The sequence below is a fragment of the Sphaerotilus natans genome, assembly GCF_900156335.1.
In the GTDB taxonomy this organism is placed as follows: Bacteria; Pseudomonadota; Gammaproteobacteria; order Burkholderiales; family Burkholderiaceae_C; genus Sphaerotilus; species Sphaerotilus natans.
The window spans coordinates 1-21,503 of record NZ_FTMZ01000015.1 but is presented as its reverse complement, the minus strand read 5'-3'; the positions used below and the strand labels follow the sequence as shown (position 1 = coordinate 21,503).

The following is a 21,503-nucleotide window of genomic DNA, read 5'->3' as shown; positions in this document are numbered from 1 at the left end:
GCAGCTCACCAGAACCGCAGCAGGCCGTGCGGCTTGTCCTCGTAGCTGCGCTCGAGCCAGGCGCTGCGCGGGAAGTTGGTCTTCAGCACGCGCCGGGCATCGTCGCGCAGGTCGTTCATGCCGAGCTTGTCGTAGCTGGCGGCCATCAGGAACAGCGCTTCCTCGGCGGCCGGCACGCCGCGGAAGTCCTGAAGCGCCTGCTGCGCGCGGTTGGCCGCGGCCAGGTAGGCGCCGCGCATGTAGTAGTAGCGCGCCACATGGACCTCGTGCGAGGCCAGCGAGTTGATGATGTACTTCATCCGCGTGCGGGCGTCGGGCGCGTACTTCGACTCCGGGAAGCGGTCGACCAGGGTCTTGAAGCTCTGGTAGGCGTCGCGCGAGGCCTGCTGGTCGCGCTCGGACAGGTCCTGCTTGGCGACGCCGCCGAACAGGCCGAGGTCGTCGTTGAAGTTGATCAGGCCCTGCAGGTAGTAGGCGTAGTCGACGGCCGGGCTGGTCGGGTGCAGCTTCATGAAGCGCTCGACCACCGCCAGCGCGCGGGCCTTTTCCTGCTGCTTGTACAGCAGATGGGCCTGCTCGAGCTGCGCCTGCTGCGACAGCAGCGTGCCGGCGGCACGGCCCTCGAGGCGCTCGTAGAGCTGGACCGCCCGGTCGAAGGAGCCGGCGGCGGCCTCCTCTCGGGCCTCTTCGTACAATTTCGAGATGCTCTTGCCGTCGTCGAGGTCCTTCGGACCCGAGGCGCAGCCGCCGAGCAGCAGGGCCGTCACGGTCGCGAAGGCGGCCAGGGCGGGGCGCAGGGCCGGGGTCGGGCGATGCAGGGGCATGATGGCGTGGCCGTTTCCTCTCGGGCCGGCCGGACAATGGATTCAGGACGTGAATTATATGAACGGGGCCGATGGCCTGGACGAGGCCGTGATGGCCGGCGTCGCCGGCGAGGATGCCGGCGAGATCGACAGCTTCGAGACCCGCGTGCTGGAGGTCGCGCAGGATGCGCACGGGCTTCGGCTCGACAAGTGGCTGGCGGGGGTCGCTTCGGAGTTCTCGCGCAGCCATCTGCAGGGCCTGATTGCGCAGGGGCTGGTGCGCAGCGCCGGGCGCGTGCTGGAGAGCGCCTCGCGCAAGGTTGCCGCCGGCCAGCGCATCGAGGTCGAGCTGCGGCCCACCGCGCAGAGCAGCGCCTTCCGTCCCGAGCCGATCGCGCTGTCGGTGCTGCATGAGGACGAGGACATCCTGATCGTGGACAAGCCCGCCGGCATGGTGGTCCATCCGGCGGCCGGCAACTGGTCGGGCACGCTGCTCAATGCGCTGCTGGCGCGCCATCCGGCCTCGGCGCAGCTGGCGCGTGCGGGCATCGTGCACCGGCTGGACAAGGACACCTCCGGGCTGATGGTGGTGGCGCGCACGCTGCGCGCGCAGACCGAGCTGGTGCGCGCGATCGCCGCGCGCGAGGTGCACCGCGAATATGTCGCGCTGGTGCACGCCCTGCTGCCCGATGTGCCCCCCTTCAGCGTCGAGGCGCCGATCGGGCGCGATCCGGTCTCGCGGGTGAAGATGGCGGTGGTGGCCGGCGGCAAGCCGGCGCGCACCGATGTCACCCCGCTGGCGGCCGCGGTGATCGAGGGCCGCCGCTATGGCGCGGTGCGCTGCCGGCTTCACACCGGGCGCACCCACCAGATCCGGGTGCATCTGGCCAGCCGCGGCCTGCCGCTGGTCGGCGACACGGTCTACGGCGGCCGCCCCGAGCTGGGCCTGACGCGCCAGGCGCTGCATGCGGTGCGGCTGGGCCTGGTCCACCCGGTCAGCGGGCGCGAGATGGTGTTCGACTCCCGGCTCGCGCCGGATCTGCAGTCGGCCTGGAATCTGATCGTGCCGCGCTGATGCGCGTGTGCATGGATGCATGTGACGATTTCGTGCCGCTCGCGCTAGAATGCGCTCCAGCACGGGCTCGCACCTCCCCAGCGATCTCCCGATGATGCCGCCGCCCGCCTCCGGGCCCGGCTCCCCCGACCCGAAGTGAACTGCCCGCCGTGCCGGTGTTTCAGGTACGGTCGCCAAGGTTTTCGACACCACCGATCGATGAATACCCGGGATGCCCGACGCGTCCTCGAGACCGCGCTCATCTGCGCGCAGCAGCCCCTGCCGGTGCGGGAGCTGCGCAGCCTGTTCGACGGACAGCTCGGCGCCGACACGGTGCGCATGCTGCTCGACGAGCTGGCGCGCGACTGCGAGGGCCGCGGCATCGAGCTGGTCTGCGTGGCCGGCGGCTGGCGCTACCAGAGCCGGCCCGAGATGCACCGGTATCTGGAGCGTCTGCAGCCGGAGCGGTCGCCGCGCTATTCGCGGGCGGTGCTGGAGACGCTGGCGATCATTGCCTACCGGCAGCCGGTCACCCGGGGCGACATCGAGGAGATCCGCGGCGTGACCGTGGGCACGCAGATCATCCGCCAGCTCGAGGAACGCGGCTGGATCGATGTGATCGGTCATCGCGAGGGCCCGGGGCGCCCGGCGCTGTACGCGACGACGAAGTCGTTCCTTGATGATCTGGGGCTGAAGTCCCTCGATCAGCTGCCCTCGCTGGAGGCGAACCTGCCGGACAGGCTCGTCGACACCCTGACCGCGAATCCCGACAGCGGGGCGCCGGTTGCCACCCTTTCTTCCGAGGCCTGAGGCCAACATGAACGAGAACCAGGAAAACATCGCCGCCGAGCCGGTCGAGCCGTCGGCCGCCGCCGAGGCCCCGAAGAAGCGCCGCGCCCCGCGCAAGGTCGCCGCTGAAGCGGTCGTGGCCGACGTGGCTGCCGAGCCGACGCCGGCGGCGCCCGCCGAGGAGGCGCCGAAGAAGCGCCGCGCCCCGCGCAAGGCCGCCGCTGAAGCGGTCGCGGCCGACGTGGCTGCCGAGCCGACGCCGGTGGCGCCCGCCGAGGAGGCGCCGAAGAAGCGCCGTGCCCCGCGCAAGGCCGCGGCCGCCACCGAGCCGGTCGCCGAGGCCGTCGCCGCGCCGTCCGTGGCGTCTGCCGAGCCGGTCGAGATGCCCGAGCCGATCCGCATCGAGCCGGTTGCCGTCGCCGTGGAGGCTGCACCGGCCGTGACGCCGGAGCCGGTGCTCGCCCGGGCCGAGCCCGCCGCCGAGGACGAGGCGGGCGAGGGCGGCGGCCGCCGTGGCCGCAACCGTCGCCGCGGCCGCCGTGGCGAGCGTGACGGCGAGGCGAATGGCGCCGAGGCCGTGAGCACCACCGAGGATGGCGAGGCCATCGAGGAAATCATCGTGGCCCCTGACACCGGCGAGCTCGACACCGACGACCTGTTCGCCGAGGTGATCTCCGGCGACTACGACGCCAGCGCCGAGCCGGCCGCCGACGAGCAGGCCGATCTGGGCAAGCGCGTGCTGAGCCCGGACCCGATGGCGCCGAAGCTGCACAAGGTGCTGGCCCAGGCCGGCATCGGCTCGCGCCGCGAGATGGAGCAACTGATCCAGGACGGCCAGGTCTCGGTCAATGGCGAGGCGGCCCACATCGGCATGCGCATCGAGCAGGGCGACCAGATCCGCATCGCCGGCCGCCCGATCAAGGTGCGCATCGCCCCGGCGCCGGCGCGTGTGCTGGCCTACCACAAGCAGGTCGGCGAGGTGGTCACCCACCACGACCCGGAAGGCCGTCCGACCGTCTTCCGTCACCTGCCGCGTTTGCACAGCGGCAAGTGGCTGTCGGTGGGCCGCCTCGACATCAACACCGAAGGCCTGCTGCTGTTCACCAACTCCGGCGACCTGGCCAACCAGCTGATGCACCCGCGCTTCGGCGTCGAGCGCGAGTACGCGGTGCGCGTGCTGGGCACGCTCGAGACCGAGCAGCGCGCCAAGCTGCTCGAGGGCGTGGACATCGACGGCCAGAAGGCCGCGTTCCGCTCGATCGAGGACGGCGGCGGCGAGGGCCTCAACCGCTGGTACCGCGTCGTCATCACGGAAGGTCGCAACCGCGAGGTGCGCAAGCTCTTCGACGCGGTCGGCCTGACGGTCAGCCGCCTGATCCGTATCCGCTACGGCACCGTGGTGCTGCCGCGCGGCCTCAAGCGCGGCGCCTGGGTCGAGATCGGCGAGTACGACCTGCGCACCATCCGCGCGCTGGCCGGCATGGACAGCCCGCGTGCGGGTGGCGACGGCGGCCGGCGTGGCCGCGGCCGCGATGGCGAGCGTGGTGCCGACCGTGCTGACCGAGCCGAGCGCGGCGGCCGGGGTGATCAGCCTGGGCGTGGCAAGGGCAGTCAGCACGGCGGCGACCGGGGTCCGCGCGGCGCGCAGGCCGAGCCGCGTGCCGAGCGCGCGGAGCGCGGCGAACGTGCCGAACGCCAGGATCGTCCGGATCGCCCTGACCGCCAGGATCGTCGTCAGGGCGGTCAGGGCATGGCCCAGGGCCCCCAGGGCAAGAAGCCGCGTCCGTCGCGCGGCGAGGGTGGGGCGCCGCGCGGCGCGTCGGGCCGCGATCGTGTGCCCGAGCAGGACCGCGATCTCGACGGCTACGACGAGCCGCCAATGCACATCCCGAACCCGCTCGAGCAGACCTTCGACCGCCGCTTTGCCTCCGGCTCCAAGCGCATCTCCGCCGGCTTCGGTCGTCCGACCGAGGAGCCGGGGCCGGGCAACGGCGGCCAGGGCGGCAACCGCAAGGGCCAGGGCCAGGGCGGCGGCCAGCGCCAGCCCGATCCGATGCAGACCTCGGTGGGCTACATCGGCGCCGACGCCTACTTCGCCCGTCCGGGCGGCAACAAGGGCCGTGGCGGCCGTCGCCGCTGAGTCCCGCCCGGGTCGCCGACCCGGGTGACCCGACGGCGACACGCGGCGAGGCTAGAATGCCGGGTTTTTCCCGGCATGCCGGCCTCGCGCGGCGTGATCCGTCGCCGGGTCCGCAGTCCTCTTCAACCGTCCATCTCCATCTCATTCAAGGAGTCAGAACATGGCCATCGAACGCACCCTGTCCATCATCAAGCCCGACGCCGTCGCCAAGAACGTCATCGGCCAGATCTACTCGCGCTTCGAAGGCGCTGGCCTGAAGATCGCCGCGGCCAAGCTGGTCCACCTGTCGCGCGCCGAAGCCGAGCAGTTCTACGCCGTGCACGCCGCTCGCCCGTTCTTCAACGACCTGGTCAGCTTCATGATCTCCGGCCCGGTCATGATCCAGGTCCTGGAAGGCGAAGGCGCGATCCTGAAGAACCGCGAGCTGATGGGCGCCACCGACCCGAAGAAGGCGGCTCCGGGCACCATCCGCGCCGACTTCGCCGACTCGATCGACGCCAACGCCGTTCACGGCTCGGACGCCGCTGAAACCGCCGCCGTCGAAGTGGCGTTCTTCTTCCCCGGCCTGAACGTGTACAACCGCGGCTGATCCTTTTCGGATCCGCCCCTTCCAGCCCGCATCAGCCATGACGGACGCGACGACCAATCTTCTCGACTTCGATCTCGAGGCGCTTTCCGCGTACTGCGAGCGTCTGGGCGAGAAGCGTTTTCGCGCCGTCCAGCTGTTTCGCTGGATCCATCAGCGCGGCGCGCGCGACTTCGACCAGATGAGCGATCTGGCCAAGTCGCTGCGCGCCAAGCTCGCCGGCTGCGCGACGATCCGTCCGCTGCCGGTCATCTCCGAACATGTTTCCGCCGACGGCACGGTCAAGTGGCTGTTCGACGTCGGCGCCGGCAATGCGGTCGAGAGCGTCTTCATTCCCGAGGACGACCGGGGCACGCTGTGCGTGTCCTCGCAGGCCGGCTGCGCGGTGGGTTGCCGCTTCTGCTCGACGGGGCACCAGGGCTTCTCCCGCAACCTCTCCACCGGCGAGATCCTCGCCCAGCTCTGGCATGCCGAGCATGCCTTGCGCGAGCGCCTGAAGACGAACGGCGAGCGCGTCATCACCAACGTCGTGATGATGGGCATGGGCGAGCCGCTGCAGAACTACGGCGCCCTGGTGCCGGCGCTGCGCGTGATGCTCGACGACCACGGCTACGGCCTGTCGCGCCGCCGGGTGACGGTGTCGACCTCGGGCGTGGTGCCCTTCATGGAGCGCCTGCGCGAGGACCTGCCGGTGGCGCTGGCGGTGTCGCTGCACGCGCCCGACGACGCGCTGCGCGATCCGCTGGTGCCGCTCAACCGTAAGTACCCGCTGCGCGAGCTGCTCGCCGCCTGCAAGGGCTATCTGGAGCGCGCGCCGCGCGACTTCATCACCTTCGAATACTGCATGCTCGACGGCGTCAACGACGGCGACGAGCAGGCGCGGGCGCTGCTGGCGCTGGTCGGCCCGAAGGGCCCGGCCGGCCGCGTGCCCTGCAAGTTCAACCTGATTCCGTTCAACCCCTTCCCGGCCTCGGGCCTGAAGCGCTCGTCCAACGAGCGGGTGCAGGCCTTCGCGAAGATCCTGATCGAGGGCGGCATCGTCACCACGGTGCGCAAGACGCGCGGCGACGACATCGACGCCGCCTGCGGCCAGCTCGCCGGCGAGGTGCAGGACCGCACCCGCGCGGCCGAGCGCATGACCCGCGCGCCGGTGCAGGTGATCCGCCCGGTCCGTCCGGCCTGAAGCCCGGCCGGGCCACGCCCCGGCGCTGCCGCTTCGCCCCCTCCGCCCACCATGCTTCCCGGGAGCGCCATGATGCCGAAGACCCCGACCCGCCTGCGACCGCTGGCCCTGATGCTGCTGCTGGCGGCCGTCGGTGCGTCCGGCCTGCTGGGCGGCTGCGTCGCCGGCCCGGCCACCCCGGTGCCGATGGGCACCGAGACCGGCAACGCGCCGCAGATCACGCAGGCGGCTCGCCGTGATCTGGTCACCGCCTCCGACGAGACCGAGCAGATGCGCCGGGTGCGCATCCGCACCGAGCTGGCGGCGGCCTACTTCGGCCAGGGCCAGCACGCCACCGCGCTCGACGAGGTCAAGCGCGCGTTGACGGTCGATCCGCAGCATGTGCCAGCGCTGAGCCTGCGCGGCATGATCTACGCGGCGATGAGCGAATACGAGCTGGCCGAGGCCAGCCTGCGCGAGGCGCTGCGCCTGAAGCCCGACGACGCCGACACCCTGCACAACCACGGCTGGTTCCTGTGCCAGCGCCGCCGCTTCGACGAGGCCCGGCGCCAGTTCGAGGCGGCGATGGCCGTGCCGCAGTACCGCGGCCAGGCGCGCACGCTGCTGGCCGCCGGTCTCTGCGAGGCCCGCGCCGGCGAGCTGCAGACCGCCCAGATCATCCTGCAGCGCAGCTTCGATCTCGAGCCGGGCAATCCGGCCACCAGCTTCAATCTCGCTGAAGTGATGATGCGCCGCGGCGAGCTCGAGCGCGCCTTCTACCATGTGCAGCGCCTGAACCAGACGCCTGAGCTGGTGCGTCCGGAAACGCTGTGGCTGGCCATCCGCATCCAGCAGCGCCGGAATCTGCCCGCGTCCGTGGAAGAATTGGGGGGTCAGCTGCGCACTCGCTTTCCGACATCGCGCGAGGCGGCGGCATTCGATCAAGGACGATTTGATGAGTGATGTGACAACGCCGGCGGCCGGTGCGCAGCCGACCGGATCGGCGGGCCGCCTTCTCCAGGCGGGCCGTGAACGTCGTGGCCTCGAGCTCGATGCCCTGGCGCAGCTGCTGAAGGTGCCGGTGCGCAAGCTGCAGGCGCTGGAGGCGGACCGCTTCGAGGAGCTGCCAGGCGCTGCCTTCACCCGCAGCCTGGCCCAGTCCTATGCCCGACAGGTGGGGGTCGACGTGCAGGAGGTGCTGGCGCTGCTGCCGCAGGCCATCGTGCCGCCGCAGCGGCTCGAGCATGTCAGCCGCGGCCTGCAGACGCCGTACCGCGAGGGCAGTGGCGCCCATTTCGGCGGCGGCAGCGGCTTCGACGGCTTCCGGCCGGTGCATGGCATCGCCCTGGCCTTGCTGGCGCTGGCGCTGCTGCTGTGGCTGATGCCGCCGCTGTCGACGCTGCTGCCCTCGCTGGGCCTGTCGAGCGGCAGCGAGCCGGCGGCCGAAGTCGCGGCCGGCAGCGAGGCCGCGGCTTCGAGCACGGTGGTCGTCGAGACCATTCATGGCACACCGGGCGAGCAGGTGGTGACGCCGGTGCAGCCTGCGGCGCCTGCCGCCTCCGCCGCGCTGGTGGCGCCCGTGCCGGTGCCCGCCGCCTCGGCGCCGCCGGTGGCGCCGGCCGCATCGGCCCCGGTGCCCGCGCCCGCGACGCCGGCCGGCACGGTGGTGCTCAAGACCCGCGCTGCCTCCTGGATCGAGGTGCGCGATGCCGGCAATGCGGTGCTGCTGTCGCGCACGCTGCAGTCCGGCGAGACGGTCGGCCTGGATGGCGCGATGCCGATGCGGGTGCGTGTCGGCGTGGCCAGCGCGCTCGAGCTCTCGCTGCGCGGCGAGCCGGTCGATCTCAAGCCCTACACCCGTGGCACCTCCGCCACCGTGGTGCTCAAGTGAGCCCTCGGTGAGTCCCCCGGTCTGCCCGTCTGTCCACCCAGTCCAGCGATGACGATGAACACCCGTCCCGAAACCGCCCCGATTCCTCTCGGCGAGGCCGCACCGCGTCGCAGCCTCCAGGCCCGCGTCGTCTGGGGCTCGCGTGTGGTCACGGTCGGCGGCAATGCGCCGGTGCGCGTGCAGTCGATGACCAACACCGACACGGTCGACGTGATCGGCACCGCCATCCAGGTCAAGGAGCTGGCGCTGGCCGGCTCCGAGATGGTGCGCATCACCGTCAACACGCCCGAGGCCGCCGCAGCCGTGCCGCACATCCGCGAGCAGCTCGACCGCATGCAGATCGACGTGCCGCTGGTGGGCGACTTCCACTACAACGGCCACACGCTGCTGAGCCAGCATCCGGCCTGTGCCGAGGCGTTGTCGAAGTACCGCATCAACCCCGGCAACGTCGGCAAGGGCGACAAGCGCGACCGCCAGTTCGGCATGATGATCGAGGCGGCGCTCAAATACGACAAGCCGGTGCGCATCGGCGTCAACTGGGGCAGCCTCGACCAGGATCTGCTCGCGCGCCTGATGGACGAGAACCAGCAGCGCGCCCGGCCCTGGGAAGCGCGCCAGGTGATGTACGAGGCGCTGATCCAGTCGGCGCTCGATTCGGCCGGTCACGCTGTCGAGCTGGGCATGGACCCGGCGCAGGTGCTCATCAGCTGCAAGGTCTCGGGCGTGCAGGACCTGATCGCGGTCTACCAGGAGCTGGCGCGGCGCTGCGATCATTCGCTGCACCTGGGCCTGACCGAGGCCGGCATGGGCACCAAGGGCACGGTGGCCTCGGCCGCGGCGCTGGCGGTGCTGCTGCAGCAGGGCATCGGCGACACCATCCGCGTCTCGCTCACGCCGCAGCCGGGCGAGGCGCGCACGCAGGAGGTGGTCGTGGCCACCGAGATCCTGCAGGCGCTGGGCCTGCGCACCTTCGTGCCGAGCGTCACCGCCTGCCCGGGCTGCGGGCGCACCACCAGCACCACCTTCCAGGAGCTGGCCAAGCAGATCGACGACTACCTGCGCGCGTCGATGCCGGTCTGGCGTGCCACCTACCCCGGCGTCGAGAACCTGAAGGTCGCGGTGATGGGCTGCATCGTCAACGGCCCCGGCGAGAGCAAGCACGCCGACATCGGCATCAGCCTGCCCGGCACCGGCGAGGCGCCGGCCGCGCCCGTCTTCATCGACGGCCAGAAGGCGCTGACGCTGCGCGGCGAGGGCATCGCCACCGAGTTCCAGGCGCTGGTGCAGCAGTACATCGAGCGCCGCTTCGGCGGCGCGAACCCGGCCGCCTGAGCGCGGTCGAGCGCGGCTTTCTCCCTTCACGTCTTGCGTCTTCCTTCTCTGATGAGCGAAAAACTCCAGGCCGTCAAAGGCATGAACGACCTGCTGCCGCCGGACTCGGCGCGGTGGGAATGGTTCGAGGACACCGTGCGCGCGCTGATGCGCCGCTACGGCTACGCCAATGTGCGCACCCCGATCGTCGAGCCCACGCCGCTGTTCGTGCGCGGCCTGGGCGAGGTCACCGACATCGTCGAGAAGGAGATGTATTCCTTCGAGGACAAGCTCAACGGCGATGCGCTGACGCTGCGCCCGGAAGGCACGGCCGGCGTGGTGCGCGCGGCGGTGCAGCACAACCTGCTCTACGACGGCCCCAAGCGCCTGTTCTACATCGGCCCGATGTTCCGCCACGAGCGCCCGCAGAAAGGGCGCTACCGCCAGTTCCACCAGGTCGGCGTCGAGGCGCTGGGCTTCGCCGGGCCGGACGTGGACGCCGAGGTCATCCTGATGGCGCGCAGCCTCTGGCGTGACCTGGGCCTGAGCGACGTGCGTCTGGAGATCAACAGCCTGGGCCAGCCGGAAGAGCGCCGTGCCCACCGCGCCGCGCTGATCGCGCACTTCGAGGCCAACCTCGACCTGCTCGACGAGGAAGCGAAGCGCCGCCTGCACAGCAACCCGCTGCGCCTGCTCGACACCAAGAACCCGGCGATGCAGGCGGTGGTCGAGGCCGCGCCGAAGCTGATGGACTTCCTGGGCGAGGCGTCGCTGGCGCACTTCGACGCGGTGCGCGCGGTGCTCGATGCGGTCGGTCAGCCCTATCGCATCAACCCGCGCCTGGTGCGTGGCATGGACTACTACAACCTGACGGTGTTCGAGTGGGTCACCGACCGCCTCGGCGCGCAGGGCACGGTCTGCGGCGGCGGGCGCTACGACGGCCTGATCGAGCAGATCGGCGGCAAGCCGGCGCCGGCCGTCGGCTGGGGCCTGGGCATCGAGCGGGTGCTGGCGCTGCTGGAGGATAGCGGCGTGCAGGTGCCGGCGCAGGTGCCCGACGCCTATGCGGTCATCCCGGACGCCTCGGCGCTGGCCGTGGCCACCGTGACGGCCGAGGCGCTGCGCGCGCAAGGGCTGAAGGTGGTGCTGCACGCCGGTGGCAAGGACGGCCCCGGCAGCATGAAGTCGCAGTTCAAGAAGGCCGACGCCAGCGGCGCGCGCTTCGCGCTGGTCTTCGGCGGCAACGAGCTGGCCGAGGGCAGGGTGGCGGTCAAGCCGCTGCGCGGCGGCGGCGAGCAGGTGCTGCGCCCGCTGGCCGATGTCGCCGGCTGGGCCGCGACGCTGGCCGCATAATTCTCTTCGTCTTCCTCCCGTCCTCATTCCAACAACGATTGCAGCGCATGGCCTCGCATCTCGATCTCGAAGAACAGGAACAGCTCGACCAGCTCAAGGCGTTCTGGAACAGGTTCGGCAACCTGATCCTGAGCCTCCTGCTGGTGGTGCTGACCGCCTATGCCGGCTGGAACGGCTGGCAGTGGTGGCAGCGCGACCAGGCCTCGAAGGCCGGCGGCGTCTACGACGAGCTCGAGCGTGCGGTGCAGGCCGGTGATGCCGACCGGGCCGCCAAGGTCTTCGCCGACCTGAAGTCGCGCTACGGCTCGACGGCCTTTGCCGGACAGGGCGGCCTGCTGACGGCCCGGGTCCAGTCGGACAAGGGCCAGACCGATGCCGCCCGCGCGACGCTGGAGTGGGTCGCGGCCGACGCCGGCGAGGACGAGTACCGCGCGATCGCGAAGCTGCGTCTGGCCGCGCTGAAGATCGAGGCCAAGCAGCCTGACGAGGCGCTGCGCCTGCTCGAGGGCCTGCCCGAGAACTTTGCTGCGCTGGCGGCGGACCGCCGCGGTGACATCCTGCTGGCCAAGGGCCAGCGCGCCGAGGCGGTGGCGGCCTACCAGCAGGCCTGGAAGGGCCTGGAGGCGGGTGCCGACTACCGCCGCCTGGTCGAGGCCAAGCTCGGTGCGCTCGGTGCCGCGCCTGAAGCGGCGCCGGTCGCGTCGGCTGACGGAGCGGCCAAGTGATCGCCCGCCGCGCCCTCGCGCTCGGCCTGAGCACCCTGGTGGCGCTGCTGGCCGCCTGCAGCTCCAGTCCGAAGCCGACGCCCACGCCACTGGAGCCGCTGCAGGCGAAGATCGCCGGCCGTCAGGTCTGGCGTCAGAGCCTGGGCACGCCGGTGGCCGGTCTGTCGGTCGCGGTGCTGGGCGACCGTTTCCTGCTGGCCAGTGCCCGCGGTCAGCTGACCAGCCTCGACATCGGCACCGGCGAGGTCCGCAGTCGGCTCGAGATCGGCGCGCCGCTGTCGGCCGGTGTGGGCAGCGACGGCCGCCATGCGGCGGTGGTCACCCAGGACAACGAGCTGGTGGTGTCCGACAGCGAGCGTGTCGTCTGGCGCACCCGGCTGAACTCGCGGGTCGTCACCGCGCCGCTGGTGGCCGGCGAGCGTGTCTTCGTGCAGGCGATCGACCGCAGCCTGTGGGCCTTCGATGCCTTCGACGGCCGCCTGCTGTGGTCGACGCCGCGCTCCGGCGAGGCGCTGTCGCTGCAGCAGCCCGGCGTGCTGCTGGCCTATCGCAACACGCTGCTGGCCGGCGTCGGGCCGCGCCTGACCGCGATCGACCCGATCAGCGGTGCGCTGCGCGGCCAGATGACCATCGCCGCGCCACGCGGCACCAACGAGGTCGAGCGCCTGGCCGATCTGGTCGCGCCGCCCGCCCGCCAGGGCGAGGTGGTGTGCGTGCGCGCCTTCCAGTCGGCGGTCGGCTGCGTCAACGCGGAGCGCGGCTCGGTGCTGTGGACCCGCCAGCAAGGCGGGCACCAGGGCGTGGCGATGGATGCCGAGTTCGTCTTCGGCTCGGACGCCAGCGACCGCATCACCGCCTGGCGGCGCAGCAGCGGCGATGTCGCCTGGACGCATGATCGCCTGCGCCATCGCGGCCTGAGCGCGCCGCTGGCGGTGGGCGCCACGGTCGTCTTCGGCGATGCCGAGGGCTGGCTGCACATGATGTCGCGCGACCGCGGCGAGACGCTGCTGCGCCTGCCCACCGACGGCAGCGCGATCGTCGCGCCGCTGGTGCGCTCCGGCCTGACGGTGCTGGCGGTGACCCGCGCCGGCAACGTCTTCGCCTTCCGTCCCGAATGAGCAGGAGGCCGCGTGCCCTGCGGGTCGCGGCTTCTTGCTGTCTCTTGCAACAACAACGCGACGACCCCGTTTGCTGGCGGCGTCGCAGATCGGATCTGAGCCATGAAACCCGTGATTGCCCTCGTCGGACGTCCCAACGTCGGCAAGTCCACGCTCTTCAACCGCCTGACGCGCAGCCGTGACGCCATCGTCGCGGACTATGCCGGCCTGACCCGCGATCGCCACTATGGCGACGGCCGGGTCGGCACCTACGAGTTCATCGTCATCGACACCGGCGGCTTCGAGCCCGACAGCTCCGAGGGCATCTACCACGAGATGGCCAAGCAGACCTGCCAGGCGGTGGCCGAGGCGGATGCGGTCATCTTCGTCGTCGATGTGCGTGCGGGCCTGTCGGCGCAGGACCATGACATCGCGCGCTACCTGCGCTCGACCGGCAAGCGCGTGCTGCTGGCCGCCAACAAGGCCGAAGGCATGAAGGACGGCCCGCAGCTGGCCGAGTTCTTCGAGCTCGGGATCGGCGAGCCGATCGCCGTTTCCTCGGCCCACGGCCAGGGCGTGCGCAGCCTGATCGACATGGCGCTCGAAGGCCTGGTGCCCGAGGAGGATGAGGACGAGGCCGAGATCGACGACGCCGACCGGCCGGTGCGCCTGGCCGTCTGCGGCCGCCCCAACGTCGGCAAGTCCACGCTGATCAACACCTGGCTGGGCGAGGAGCGTCTGGTCGCCTTCGACCAGGCCGGCACCACCCGCGACGCGATCCATGTGCCCTTCGAGCGCGACGGCCAGCGCTACGAGCTGATCGACACCGCCGGTCTGCGTCGCAAGGGCCGGGTGTTCGAGTCGATCGAGAAGTTCTCGGTGGTCAAGACGCTGCAGGCCATCGCCGACGCCAACGTCGTGCTGCTGCTGATCGACGCCACCGAAGGCGTGTCCGACCAGGATGCGCACATCGCCGGCTACATCCTCGACTCGGGCCGCGCGGTCGTCATCGCGATCAACAAGTGGGATGCGGTCGACGAGTACCAGCGCCAGATGCTGCAGCGCTCGATCGAGTCGCGGCTGTCCTTCCTGAAGTTCGCGCCGCTGCTCAACATCTCGGCGCGTCGGCGCCAGGGCCTGGGCCCGCTGTGGCAGGCGATCGAGGCGTCCTGGGCCTCGGCGCGCTGCAAGATGCCCACGCCGGTGCTGACCCGTCTGCTGCAGGAGGCGGTGGCCTTCCAGCAGCCCAAGCGGGCCGGATCCTTCCGCCCGAAACTGCGTTATGCCCACCAGGGTGGGCAGAACCCGCCGGTGATCGTGATTCACGGCAATGCCGTGGAGCATGTCACCGACGTGTACAAGCGCTATCTGGAGAGCCGGTTCCGCGAGCATTTCAAGCTCGTCGGCACTCCGTTGCGCATCGAGTTGCGCGCCTCGCGCAATCCCTTCACGGAAAAGGATTCCTGAATCCCAGGACCCCGATACCGCGCGTGTGATAACGTGCGGCACTTCGACTCCACTTTTCCAACACGGAGCATATCGTGAGCAACAAAGGGCAACTGCTACAAGACCCCTTCCTGAACCTCCTGCGCAAGGAGCATGTTCCGGTCTCGATCTATCTGGTCAACGGCATCAAGCTGCAGGGCCACATCGAGTCCTTCGACCAGTATGTGGTGCTGCTGCGCAATACCGTGACCCAGATGGTCTACAAGCACGCGATTTCCACCGTCGTGCCCGGCCGTCCGGTGAACTTCCACGCGGCAGAGTCTCCCGAGCCGCACTGACCCCTGATTCCTCAGCAATCGCCCTCAAGGCACTTTCTCGTCCATCTTGACTGAAACGGCTTCTCTCGCGCCTCCACGCGCTGTTCTGGTCGGGGTGGATCTCGGCCCCGGGTCTTCCTTCGATCCTTCCCTGGACGAGCTGGCCCTGCTGGCCGAATCCGCGGGCGACCTCCCGGTCGCCCGCATCATTGCCCGGCGCAAGTCGCCGGATCCGGCCCTGTTCGTCGGCTCCGGCAAGGCCGAGGAAATTCGCCTGACGGTGCTCGAGCACCGCGCGCAGTGCGTGATCTTCGATCAGGCCCTGGGCCCTGCGCAGCAGCGCAATCTCGAGCGGGTGCTCGGCGTCGAGGTTCTCGACCGCACCGGGCTGATCCTGGACATCTTCGCCGCGCGTGCGCGCAGCCATGAAGGCAAGCTGCAGGTCGAGCTGGCCAAGCTGCAGTACCTGGCCACCCGGCTGGTGCGCCGCTGGTCGCATCTGGAGCGCCAGAAGGGCGGCCATGGCCTGCGCGGCGGCCCCGGCGAGACGCAGATCGAGCTCGACCGGCGCATGATCGACACCCGCATCAAGTCGGTCAAGGAGCGCCTGGCCAAGGTCAAGCGCCAGCGCGGCACCCAGCGCCGTGCCCGCGAGCGTCGCGGCACCTTCCGCATCTCGCTGGTCGGCTACACCAATGCCGGCAAGAGCACGCTGTTCAACGCGATGGTCAAGGCGCGCAGCTATGCGGCCGACCAGCTCTTCGCCACGCTCGACACCACCGTGCGCCAGCTCTATCTCGAGGACGCTGGCTGCAGCGTCTCGCTGTCGGACACTGTCGGCTTCATCCGCGATCTGCCGCACGGCCTGGTCGAGGCCTTCCAGGCCACGCTGCAGGAGGCGGCCGACGCCGACCTGCTGCTGCATGTGGTCGATGCCGCCAGTCCCAACCGCCTCGAGCAGATCGAGGAGGTGATGCGGGTGCTGCAGGAGATCGATGCCGCCGGCATCCGCCAGATGCTGGTCTTCAACAAGCTCGATGCGCTCGAGGACGATGCGCGACCCCGCGTGATGATCGACCAGTTCGAGATCGAGCCCGGGCGAAGCATCGAGCGGCTGCATGTCAGCGCCCGCAGCGGCGAGGGGCTCGCGCAGCTGCGCGAGCGTCTGGCCGCGATCGTTCTCGAGGCGGACGAGCCCAGCCCGCCCGCCGAACATGATCCCCGTTTTGATCGGGACGGAACCATTGCCCCGGATTGGCGCTCCGACCCGGAGGATCATTTTCAACCCGCGCCGGATGCGGCGTGAGCCATGTTGTAATTCCGGACATGAACAACACGAAACCGATGGGTGAGCGCATCGTCTCGTCCCGCCTGGCCGATGTGGCTGGCGCAGCCCTTCATCTGGTGGCCGGCGCCGTCAGGCAGCTGACACGCCGGGTGCATGGCCCGGCGGGCGGCACCGTTCTGAACAACTCCGGACGCAATGACGGTCCGCCCGATCTCGACGAGCTCTGGCGCGACTTCAACCAGAAGCTCGGTGGCCTCTTCGGTGGCAAGGGCGGCCCGGGTGCGCCGACGCCTTCCGGTCAGCCTGACCCGTCGGAGGGGCGGGCGGTCGGCATCGGCGGCGGTCTGATCGCTGGCGTGGCGGCGGTGCTGTGGCTGGGCAGCGGCTTCTTCATCGTGCAGGAAGGCGAGCAGGCGGTCATCCTGACCTTCGGCAAGTTCAGCCGGACCGTCGAGGCGGGTATCCAGTACCGCCTGCCTGGGCCTTTCCAGTCGCATGAGACGGTCAGCGTCACCCAGACCCGCTCGACCGAGATCGGTCGCAACGCGGTGGTGCAGACCACCGGCCTGCGCGACTCCTCGATGCTGACGCAGGACGAGAACATCGTCGACATCCGCTTCACCGTGCAGTGGCGGCTCAAGCAGGCCAAGGACTTCCTGTTCGAGAACCGCAATGTCGAGGAATCGGTGGTGCATGCCGCCGAGAGCGCGGTGCGCGAGATCGTCGGCCGCAGCACGATGAACTCGGTGCTCTACGAGCAGCGCGACGCCATTGCAGTCGATCTGGTCAAGTCGATCCAGTCCCAGCTCGATCGGCTCAAGGCTGGCATCCTGGTGACGAACGTCAACGTGCAGAGCGTGCAGGCGCCCGAGCAGGTCCAGGCCGCCTTCGACGATGCGGTCAAGGCCGGTGCCGACCGCGAGCGCTTGAAGAACGAAGGCCAGGCCTATGCCAACGACATCATTCCGAAGGCGCGCGGCACCGCTGCCCGCCTGATGGAGGAGTCCGAGGCCTACCGTTCCCGTGTCGTCGCTCAGGCCATCGGTGACAGCGAGCGCTTCCGCAGCGTCCTGGCCGAGTACCAGAAGGCCCCGGCCGTCACCCGCGACCGGCTCTACATCGACACGATGTCGCAGGTCTACGCCAATGTCAGCAAGGTCATGGTCGACTCGCGCAGCGGCAGCAATCTGCTCTATCTGCCGCTCGATCGGCTGATGCAGCAGTCGGCGGTCAATGCACCGGTGCCGGCCGCCCAGGCGCCGGCCTCGGCGGCACAGCCGGAGCCGTCTGCAGGCACGGCGGGTGGGGACATCCGTTCCCGTGATGGTCAGCGCAGTCGCGATCGTGACGGCCGCTGAGTCGATTCGCAGGCACAGGCCCCAGGAACAGGCAAGAACATGAATCGAATCGGACTGATGGGCGTCGGCGCGATGCTGGCGCTGATGGTGGGATCGTCGACGCTGTTCGTGGTCGATCAGCGCAACTACGCGGTCGTCTATGCGCTCGGCGAGATCAAGGAAGTGATCACCGAGCCGGGGCTGAAGTTCAAGCTGCCCCCGCCGCTGCAGAACGTCAAGTTCATCGACCGTCGCACCCAGACCCTCGACAGCCCCGAGACCCGCCCGATCTTCACCGCCGAGAAGCAGAGCCTGGTGATCGACTGGCTGATCAAGTGGCGTGTGACGGATGCGCGTCAGTTCATCCGCAACACCGGCGTCGATCTGCGCAATGCCGAGGCGCGGCTGAGCCCGATCGTGCAGGCGGCGCTCAACGAGGAAGTCACCAAGCGCACCGTGGGCACGATGCTCTCGAGCGAGCGCGACAAGGTCATGCAGGGCGTGATGAAGCGGCTGCAGGATGACGCGAAGAACTTCGGCATCGAGGTGGTCGACGTGCGCATCAAGCGGGTCGACTTCGCCGCCACGGTGACCGAGTCGGTCTATCGCCGCATGGAGTCCGAGCGCAAGCGGGTGGCCAACGAGCTGCGCTCGCAAGGTGCGGCCGATGGCGAGAAGATCCGCGCCGATGCCGACCGCCAGCGCGAGGTCATCCTGGCCGAGGCCTACCGCGAGGCGCAGAAGATCAAGGGCCTGGGCGATGCGGAGGCCTCGTCGATCTATGCCGAGTCCTTCGGACGCGATCCGCAGTTCGCGAACTTCTATCGCAGCCTCGAGGCCTATCGCACGAGCTTCCGCAACAAGACGGACGTGATGGTGGTCGATCCCTCGAGCGACTTCTTCCGCGTCATGCGCGGCGGCTCCGGCGCCGCGAAGTGAAGCGCGCGTGGGCGAATCGCTGCTGACCGCGCTGGCGCTGGTGCTGATCGTCGAGGGACTGCTGCCCTTCGCCAGCCCGGTGCAATGGCGCCGTGTCTTCGAGGAACTGCTGAAGATGCAGGACGGCCAGATCCGCTTCGTGGGTCTGATCAGCATCGTCTGCGGACTGCTGATGCTGGCTTTCCTGGCCGGCTGAGCCGTTGTCATCATGCCGACACCGACCCGCGGGCGGGTCGGTGATCTCGTGCTGCCGCGCGCAGGCCGGTAGAATCACGTTTTTAGTCCTTCCCCCACCGCTATGTCTTCTGCTTGGCTGCTGCCCGAGCACATTGCCGACGTCCTGCCCCATGAGGCGCGGCGCATCGAGGAATTGCGCCGCATCCTGCTGGACGCGGCGCGTGCGCATGGCTGCGAGCTGGTCATGCCGCCGATGCTCGAGCACCTGGAGTCGCTGCTCAGCGGCACGGGTCGGGCGCTGGATCTGCGCACCTTCAAGCTGGTCGACCAGCTCAGCGGTCGCACGCTGGGCGTGCGCGCCGACACCACGCCCCAGGTCGCCCGGATCGATGCCCACCTGCTCAACCGTGCCGGCCTGACCCGCCTGTGCTATTGCGGCCCGGTGCTGCACACGCTGCCGGCAGCGCCCGGCAGCACCCGCGAGCCGCTGCAGTTCGGCGCCGAGATCTACGGCCACGCCGGGCTCGAGGCCGATCTGGAGGTGCAGGAGCTGGCCATCGAGTGCCTGCAGCGCGCTGGCGTGCCGGGTCTGGTGATGGATCTGGCTGACGCGCGCCTGCTGGCCGGCCTGCTCGACGGCCTGCCGCCGAAGGCGATCGACGCGGAAGCGCTGGAGGCGGCGCTGGCCGCGAAGGACCAGGCGGCCGTCGATGCGCTGACCGCCGCGCTGCCGGCGGACTGCCGCGACGCGCTGCGTCTGCTGCCGGCGCTCTACGGGGGCGACGAGGTGCTGGCGCTGGCGCGCGAGCGCCTGCCGGCGCGGCCTCTGGTGACGGCCGCGCTCGATGACCTGCAGTGGCTGGCCAGTCATCTGCGCCGCGCCTACCCGGAGCTGCGCGTCGGCTTCGACCTGGCCGATCTGGCCGGCTATGACTACTACAGCGGCAGCCGCTTCGCCGTCTACGCCGCCGGCAGCGCCGGTGCGCTGGTGCGCGGTGGCCGCTATGACGATGTTGGCGCGATCTTCGGTCGCAGCCGTCCGGCCGTCGGCTTCAGCCTCGACCTGAAGACGGTGGTCGGCCACGGGCATGTCGATGGTCGGCGTGCGGCGATCCTGGCGCCCTGGGGCGAGGATCCGGCGCTGCGCGCCGCGATCCGCCGCCTGCGTGACAGCGGCGAGTCGGTGGTGTGCCTGCTGCCCGGCCACGAGCACGAGGCCGATGAATTCGAGTGCGACCGCGAGCTGGTCGATGTGCTCGGACAATGGGTGGTCCGGGCGCGCTGAGCGTCGCCGTGCTTCCCGCCTGACCCTCTTTCCTTTCGAACGGATACTTGAGATGGATACACGCAGTGCTGCGTCCGCCGGAACGCGCGGACGCAATGTCGTCGTCGTCGGCACGCAATGGGGTGACGAAGGCAAGGGCAAGGTCGTCGACTGGCTGACCGATCATGCCGCCGGCGTCGTTCGCTTCCAGGGCGGCCACAACGCCGGTCACACGCTGGTCATCAACGGCAAGAAGACGGCGCTGCAGATCATCCCGTCGGGCATCATGCGCGAAGGTGTGCCGTGCTTCATCGGCAACGGCGTCGTGGTCGATCCGACCCATCTGCTGTCCGAGATCGAGCGCCTGGAGGCCGCAGGCCTGGACGTGCGCTCGCGCCTGTTCATCAGCGAGTCCTGCCCGCTGATCCTGCCCTTCCACGTCGCGGTGGACAAGGCGCGCGAGGCGCTGCGCGAGAACTCCGGCGCCGGCAAGATCGGCACCACCGGCAAGGGCATCGGCCCGGCCTACGAGGACAAGGTCGCCCGCCGTGCGCTGCGCGTGCAGGATCTCAAGCACCCCGAGCGCTTCGCCAAGAAGCTGCGCGACCTGCTGGAGCTGCACAACTTCGCGCTGACCGGCTACCTGAAGAGCGATGCGCTCGAGTTCCAGCCGATCTTCGACCATGCGATGAAGCTGGCCGAGCAGCTCAAGCCGATGATGGCGGACGTGGGCGTGCTGATCGACAAGGCCAACCGCGAAGGCGGCTCGATCCTGTTCGAAGGCGCGCAGGGCACGCTGCTGGACGTCGATCACGGCACCTATCCGTACGTCACCTCGAGCAACTGCGTCGCCGGCAACGCCGCCGCGGGCTCGGGCGTGGGTCCGGGCATGCTGAACTACATTCTCGGCATCACCAAGGCCTACACGACGCGCGTCGGCTCGGGCCCGTTCCCGACCGAGCTGGACTGGGACACGCCCGGCACCGTCGGCCACCACCTGTCCACCGTCGGCCAGGAGCGTGGTACCGTCACCGGCCGTGCTCGCCGCTGCGGCTGGATCGATGCGGCCGCGCTGAAGCGCTCGATCCTGATCAACGGCATCTCGGGCCTGTGCCTGACCAAGCTCGACGTGCTCGACGGCCTGTCGGAAATCCGCATGTGCACCGGCTACGAGCTGCACGGCGAGAAGGTCGACATCCTGCCGCTGGATGCCGACGAGATCGTCAACTGCGTTCCGGTCTACGAGACCTTCCCGGGCTGGACGGAAACCACGTTCGGCGTGACTTCGTGGGATGCCTTGCCCTTGAATGCCCGCCGTTATCTCGAACGGGTTCAGGAATTCATCGGCGCGCCGATCGACATGGTTTCGACCGGGCCCGACCGTGACCACACCATCCTGCTGCGCCACCCCTACAAGGGTTGATCAAGGAGTTCCCATGCTGACTGATGACGGCAAGCACCTCTATGTTTCCTGGGACGAGTATCACCAGCTGATCGAACGACCAGGGCGATTGCATCAGCCATCGCTCGAAATTTGTGCAGGGCTGAGTGAGGCTGGAGTCAAGCCGAAGAGCGCTTGGAGGTAGTCATCGCTCCAGCCCATGCGCTTGCGCTTGGTCTTCTGGCTGCCCTTGCCGGCGTCGAGCTTGATCTGGTTCTGGGCGATGCGCCGCAGCGTGGCCATGTTGTGCGGGCCGTGGTCGCGCCGGATCAGGCAGGCATCCTCGCGGTAGTTGACGTCCAGCACCCAGTGGCAGTCGTTCTCGATGGCCCAGTGCGCCCGGATGGTGGCGTTGAAGGCCTGGGCGTCGAGCACCTCGGAGC

At 69.7% G+C, this 21,503-nt stretch carries 21 protein-coding genes; 19 read left to right on the top strand and 2 right to left on the bottom strand.

Going from position 1 to position 21,503, the window contains the following annotated elements:
* Window positions 1-5 precede the first annotated feature (5 nt).
* Window positions 6-824 carry an outer membrane protein assembly factor BamD gene (locus BW996_RS13605; RefSeq protein ID WP_037481362.1) on the bottom strand — a complete coding sequence of 273 codons (819 nt, stop codon included), beginning with the start codon at window positions 822-824 and terminating at the stop codon, window positions 6-8.
* A gap of 58 nt (window positions 825-882) precedes the next feature.
* Between BW996_RS13605 and BW996_RS13600 the strand changes: the two genes are divergently transcribed.
* From BW996_RS13600 to BW996_RS13510, 19 genes are all read left to right on the top strand, one after another.
* A complete protein-coding gene (locus BW996_RS13600) occupies window positions 883-1,878 on the top strand; it encodes an RluA family pseudouridine synthase (protein WP_051631880.1) in 996 nt (331 codons plus the stop codon).
* A gap of 198 nt (window positions 1,879-2,076) precedes the next feature.
* Window positions 2,077-2,667: an SMC-Scp complex subunit ScpB gene (gene scpB, locus BW996_RS13595; RefSeq protein ID WP_076458955.1), complete on the top strand. Its 591-nt coding sequence runs from the start codon at window positions 2,077-2,079 to the stop codon at window positions 2,665-2,667.
* 7 nt (window positions 2,668-2,674) lie between these two features.
* Entirely contained in the window at window positions 2,675-4,786 is a 2,112-nt protein-coding gene (gene rluB, locus BW996_RS13590; RefSeq protein WP_051631881.1) for a 23S rRNA pseudouridine(2605) synthase RluB, read from the top strand.
* A gap of 160 nt (window positions 4,787-4,946) precedes the next feature.
* Window positions 4,947-5,375, top strand: coding sequence for a nucleoside-diphosphate kinase (gene ndk / locus BW996_RS13585; protein WP_037481366.1), 429 nt, complete (start codon window positions 4,947-4,949; stop codon window positions 5,373-5,375).
* Between the two features lie 37 nt (window positions 5,376-5,412).
* The gene (rlmN, locus tag BW996_RS13580; protein ID WP_037481368.1) at window positions 5,413-6,555 is read left to right on the top strand and encodes a dual-specificity RNA methyltransferase RlmN; all 1,143 of its coding nucleotides are present in this window, start codon (window positions 5,413-5,415) and stop codon (window positions 6,553-6,555) included.
* Between the two features lie 72 nt (window positions 6,556-6,627).
* Entirely contained in the window at window positions 6,628-7,497 is an 870-nt protein-coding gene (gene pilW / locus BW996_RS13575; RefSeq protein WP_051631885.1) for a type IV pilus biogenesis/stability protein PilW, read from the top strand.
* Window positions 7,490-8,425: a helix-turn-helix domain-containing protein gene (locus BW996_RS13570; RefSeq protein ID WP_037481370.1), complete on the top strand. Its 936-nt coding sequence runs from the start codon at window positions 7,490-7,492 to the stop codon at window positions 8,423-8,425. The genes pilW and BW996_RS13570 overlap by 8 nt, the downstream gene beginning before the upstream one ends.
* 54 nt (window positions 8,426-8,479) lie before the next feature.
* Window positions 8,480-9,757 carry a flavodoxin-dependent (E)-4-hydroxy-3-methylbut-2-enyl-diphosphate synthase gene (gene ispG, locus BW996_RS13565; protein WP_375131501.1) on the top strand — a complete coding sequence of 426 codons (1,278 nt, stop codon included), beginning with the start codon at window positions 8,480-8,482 and terminating at the stop codon, window positions 9,755-9,757.
* Between the two features lie 51 nt (window positions 9,758-9,808).
* Window positions 9,809-11,089, top strand: a complete 1,281-nt coding sequence (gene hisS / locus BW996_RS13560; RefSeq protein ID WP_037481373.1) for a histidine--tRNA ligase — start codon at window positions 9,809-9,811, stop codon at window positions 11,087-11,089.
* Window positions 11,090-11,136: 47 nt separating this feature from the next.
* The gene (locus BW996_RS13555) at window positions 11,137-11,814 is read left to right on the top strand and encodes a YfgM family protein (RefSeq protein ID WP_037481375.1); all 678 of its coding nucleotides are present in this window, start codon (window positions 11,137-11,139) and stop codon (window positions 11,812-11,814) included.
* Window positions 11,811-12,932 (top strand): outer membrane protein assembly factor BamB, encoded by a 1,122-nt coding sequence (bamB, locus tag BW996_RS13550; protein WP_310732038.1) that lies wholly within the window; start codon window positions 11,811-11,813, stop codon window positions 12,930-12,932. Before BW996_RS13555 ends, bamB begins: the two co-directional genes overlap by 4 nt.
* A gap of 102 nt (window positions 12,933-13,034) precedes the next feature.
* Entirely contained in the window at window positions 13,035-14,378 is a 1,344-nt protein-coding gene (der, locus tag BW996_RS13545) for a ribosome biogenesis GTPase Der (protein ID WP_037481377.1), read from the top strand.
* A gap of 74 nt (window positions 14,379-14,452) precedes the next feature.
* Entirely contained in the window at window positions 14,453-14,695 is a 243-nt protein-coding gene (gene hfq / locus BW996_RS13540; protein WP_037481379.1) for an RNA chaperone Hfq, read from the top strand.
* Window positions 14,696-14,741: 46 nt separating this feature from the next.
* On the top strand, window positions 14,742-15,980 hold the full coding sequence (gene hflX, locus BW996_RS13535) for a GTPase HflX (protein ID WP_081838084.1): 1,239 nt from the start codon (window positions 14,742-14,744) through the stop codon (window positions 15,978-15,980).
* Between the two features lie 20 nt (window positions 15,981-16,000).
* On the top strand, window positions 16,001-17,320 hold the full coding sequence (gene hflK, locus BW996_RS13530) for an FtsH protease activity modulator HflK (protein ID WP_241461953.1): 1,320 nt from the start codon (window positions 16,001-16,003) through the stop codon (window positions 17,318-17,320).
* A 39-nt stretch (window positions 17,321-17,359) separates the two neighbouring features.
* Entirely contained in the window at window positions 17,360-18,238 is an 879-nt protein-coding gene (gene hflC / locus BW996_RS13525; RefSeq protein ID WP_037481381.1) for a protease modulator HflC, read from the top strand.
* 7 nt (window positions 18,239-18,245) lie between these two features.
* Window positions 18,246-18,434, top strand: a complete 189-nt coding sequence (locus BW996_RS13520) for a DUF2065 domain-containing protein (RefSeq protein ID WP_037481384.1) — start codon at window positions 18,246-18,248, stop codon at window positions 18,432-18,434.
* A 102-nt stretch (window positions 18,435-18,536) separates the two neighbouring features.
* Window positions 18,537-19,700: an ATP phosphoribosyltransferase regulatory subunit gene (locus BW996_RS13515; RefSeq protein ID WP_037481386.1), complete on the top strand. Its 1,164-nt coding sequence runs from the start codon at window positions 18,537-18,539 to the stop codon at window positions 19,698-19,700.
* A 52-nt stretch (window positions 19,701-19,752) separates the two neighbouring features.
* Entirely contained in the window at window positions 19,753-21,102 is a 1,350-nt protein-coding gene (locus tag BW996_RS13510) for an adenylosuccinate synthase (protein ID WP_037481389.1), read from the top strand.
* A 93-nt stretch (window positions 21,103-21,195) separates the two neighbouring features.
* Here the strand turns inward: BW996_RS13510 and BW996_RS13505 are convergent.
* Window positions 21,196-21,503 (bottom strand): ISAs1 family transposase (locus BW996_RS13505; RefSeq protein WP_139330884.1); only part of this gene is annotated, 308 nt, incomplete at its 5' end.

Coding starts and splice junctions, on each gene's coding strand:
- BW996_RS13605 (WP_037481362.1), bottom strand. CDS start 824: ATGCCCCTGCATCGCCCGACCCCGGCCCTGCGCCCCGCCCTGGCCGCC.
- BW996_RS13600 (WP_051631880.1), top strand. CDS start 883: ATGAACGGGGCCGATGGCCTGGACGAGGCCGTGATGGCCGGCGTCGCC.
- scpB (WP_076458955.1), top strand. CDS start 2,077: ATGAATACCCGGGATGCCCGACGCGTCCTCGAGACCGCGCTCATCTGC.
- rluB (WP_051631881.1), top strand. CDS start 2,675: ATGAACGAGAACCAGGAAAACATCGCCGCCGAGCCGGTCGAGCCGTCG.
- ndk (WP_037481366.1), top strand. CDS start 4,947: ATGGCCATCGAACGCACCCTGTCCATCATCAAGCCCGACGCCGTCGCC.
- rlmN (WP_037481368.1), top strand. CDS start 5,413: ATGACGGACGCGACGACCAATCTTCTCGACTTCGATCTCGAGGCGCTT.
- pilW (WP_051631885.1), top strand. CDS start 6,628: ATGCCGAAGACCCCGACCCGCCTGCGACCGCTGGCCCTGATGCTGCTG.
- BW996_RS13570 (WP_037481370.1), top strand. CDS start 7,490: ATGAGTGATGTGACAACGCCGGCGGCCGGTGCGCAGCCGACCGGATCG.
- ispG (WP_375131501.1), top strand. CDS start 8,480: ATGAACACCCGTCCCGAAACCGCCCCGATTCCTCTCGGCGAGGCCGCA.
- hisS (WP_037481373.1), top strand. CDS start 9,809: ATGAGCGAAAAACTCCAGGCCGTCAAAGGCATGAACGACCTGCTGCCG.
- BW996_RS13555 (WP_037481375.1), top strand. CDS start 11,137: ATGGCCTCGCATCTCGATCTCGAAGAACAGGAACAGCTCGACCAGCTC.
- der (WP_037481377.1), top strand. CDS start 13,035: ATGAAACCCGTGATTGCCCTCGTCGGACGTCCCAACGTCGGCAAGTCC.
- hflK (WP_241461953.1), top strand. CDS start 16,001: ATGAACAACACGAAACCGATGGGTGAGCGCATCGTCTCGTCCCGCCTG.
- hflC (WP_037481381.1), top strand. CDS start 17,360: ATGAATCGAATCGGACTGATGGGCGTCGGCGCGATGCTGGCGCTGATG.
- BW996_RS13515 (WP_037481386.1), top strand. CDS start 18,537: ATGTCTTCTGCTTGGCTGCTGCCCGAGCACATTGCCGACGTCCTGCCC.
- BW996_RS13510 (WP_037481389.1), top strand. CDS start 19,753: ATGGATACACGCAGTGCTGCGTCCGCCGGAACGCGCGGACGCAATGTC.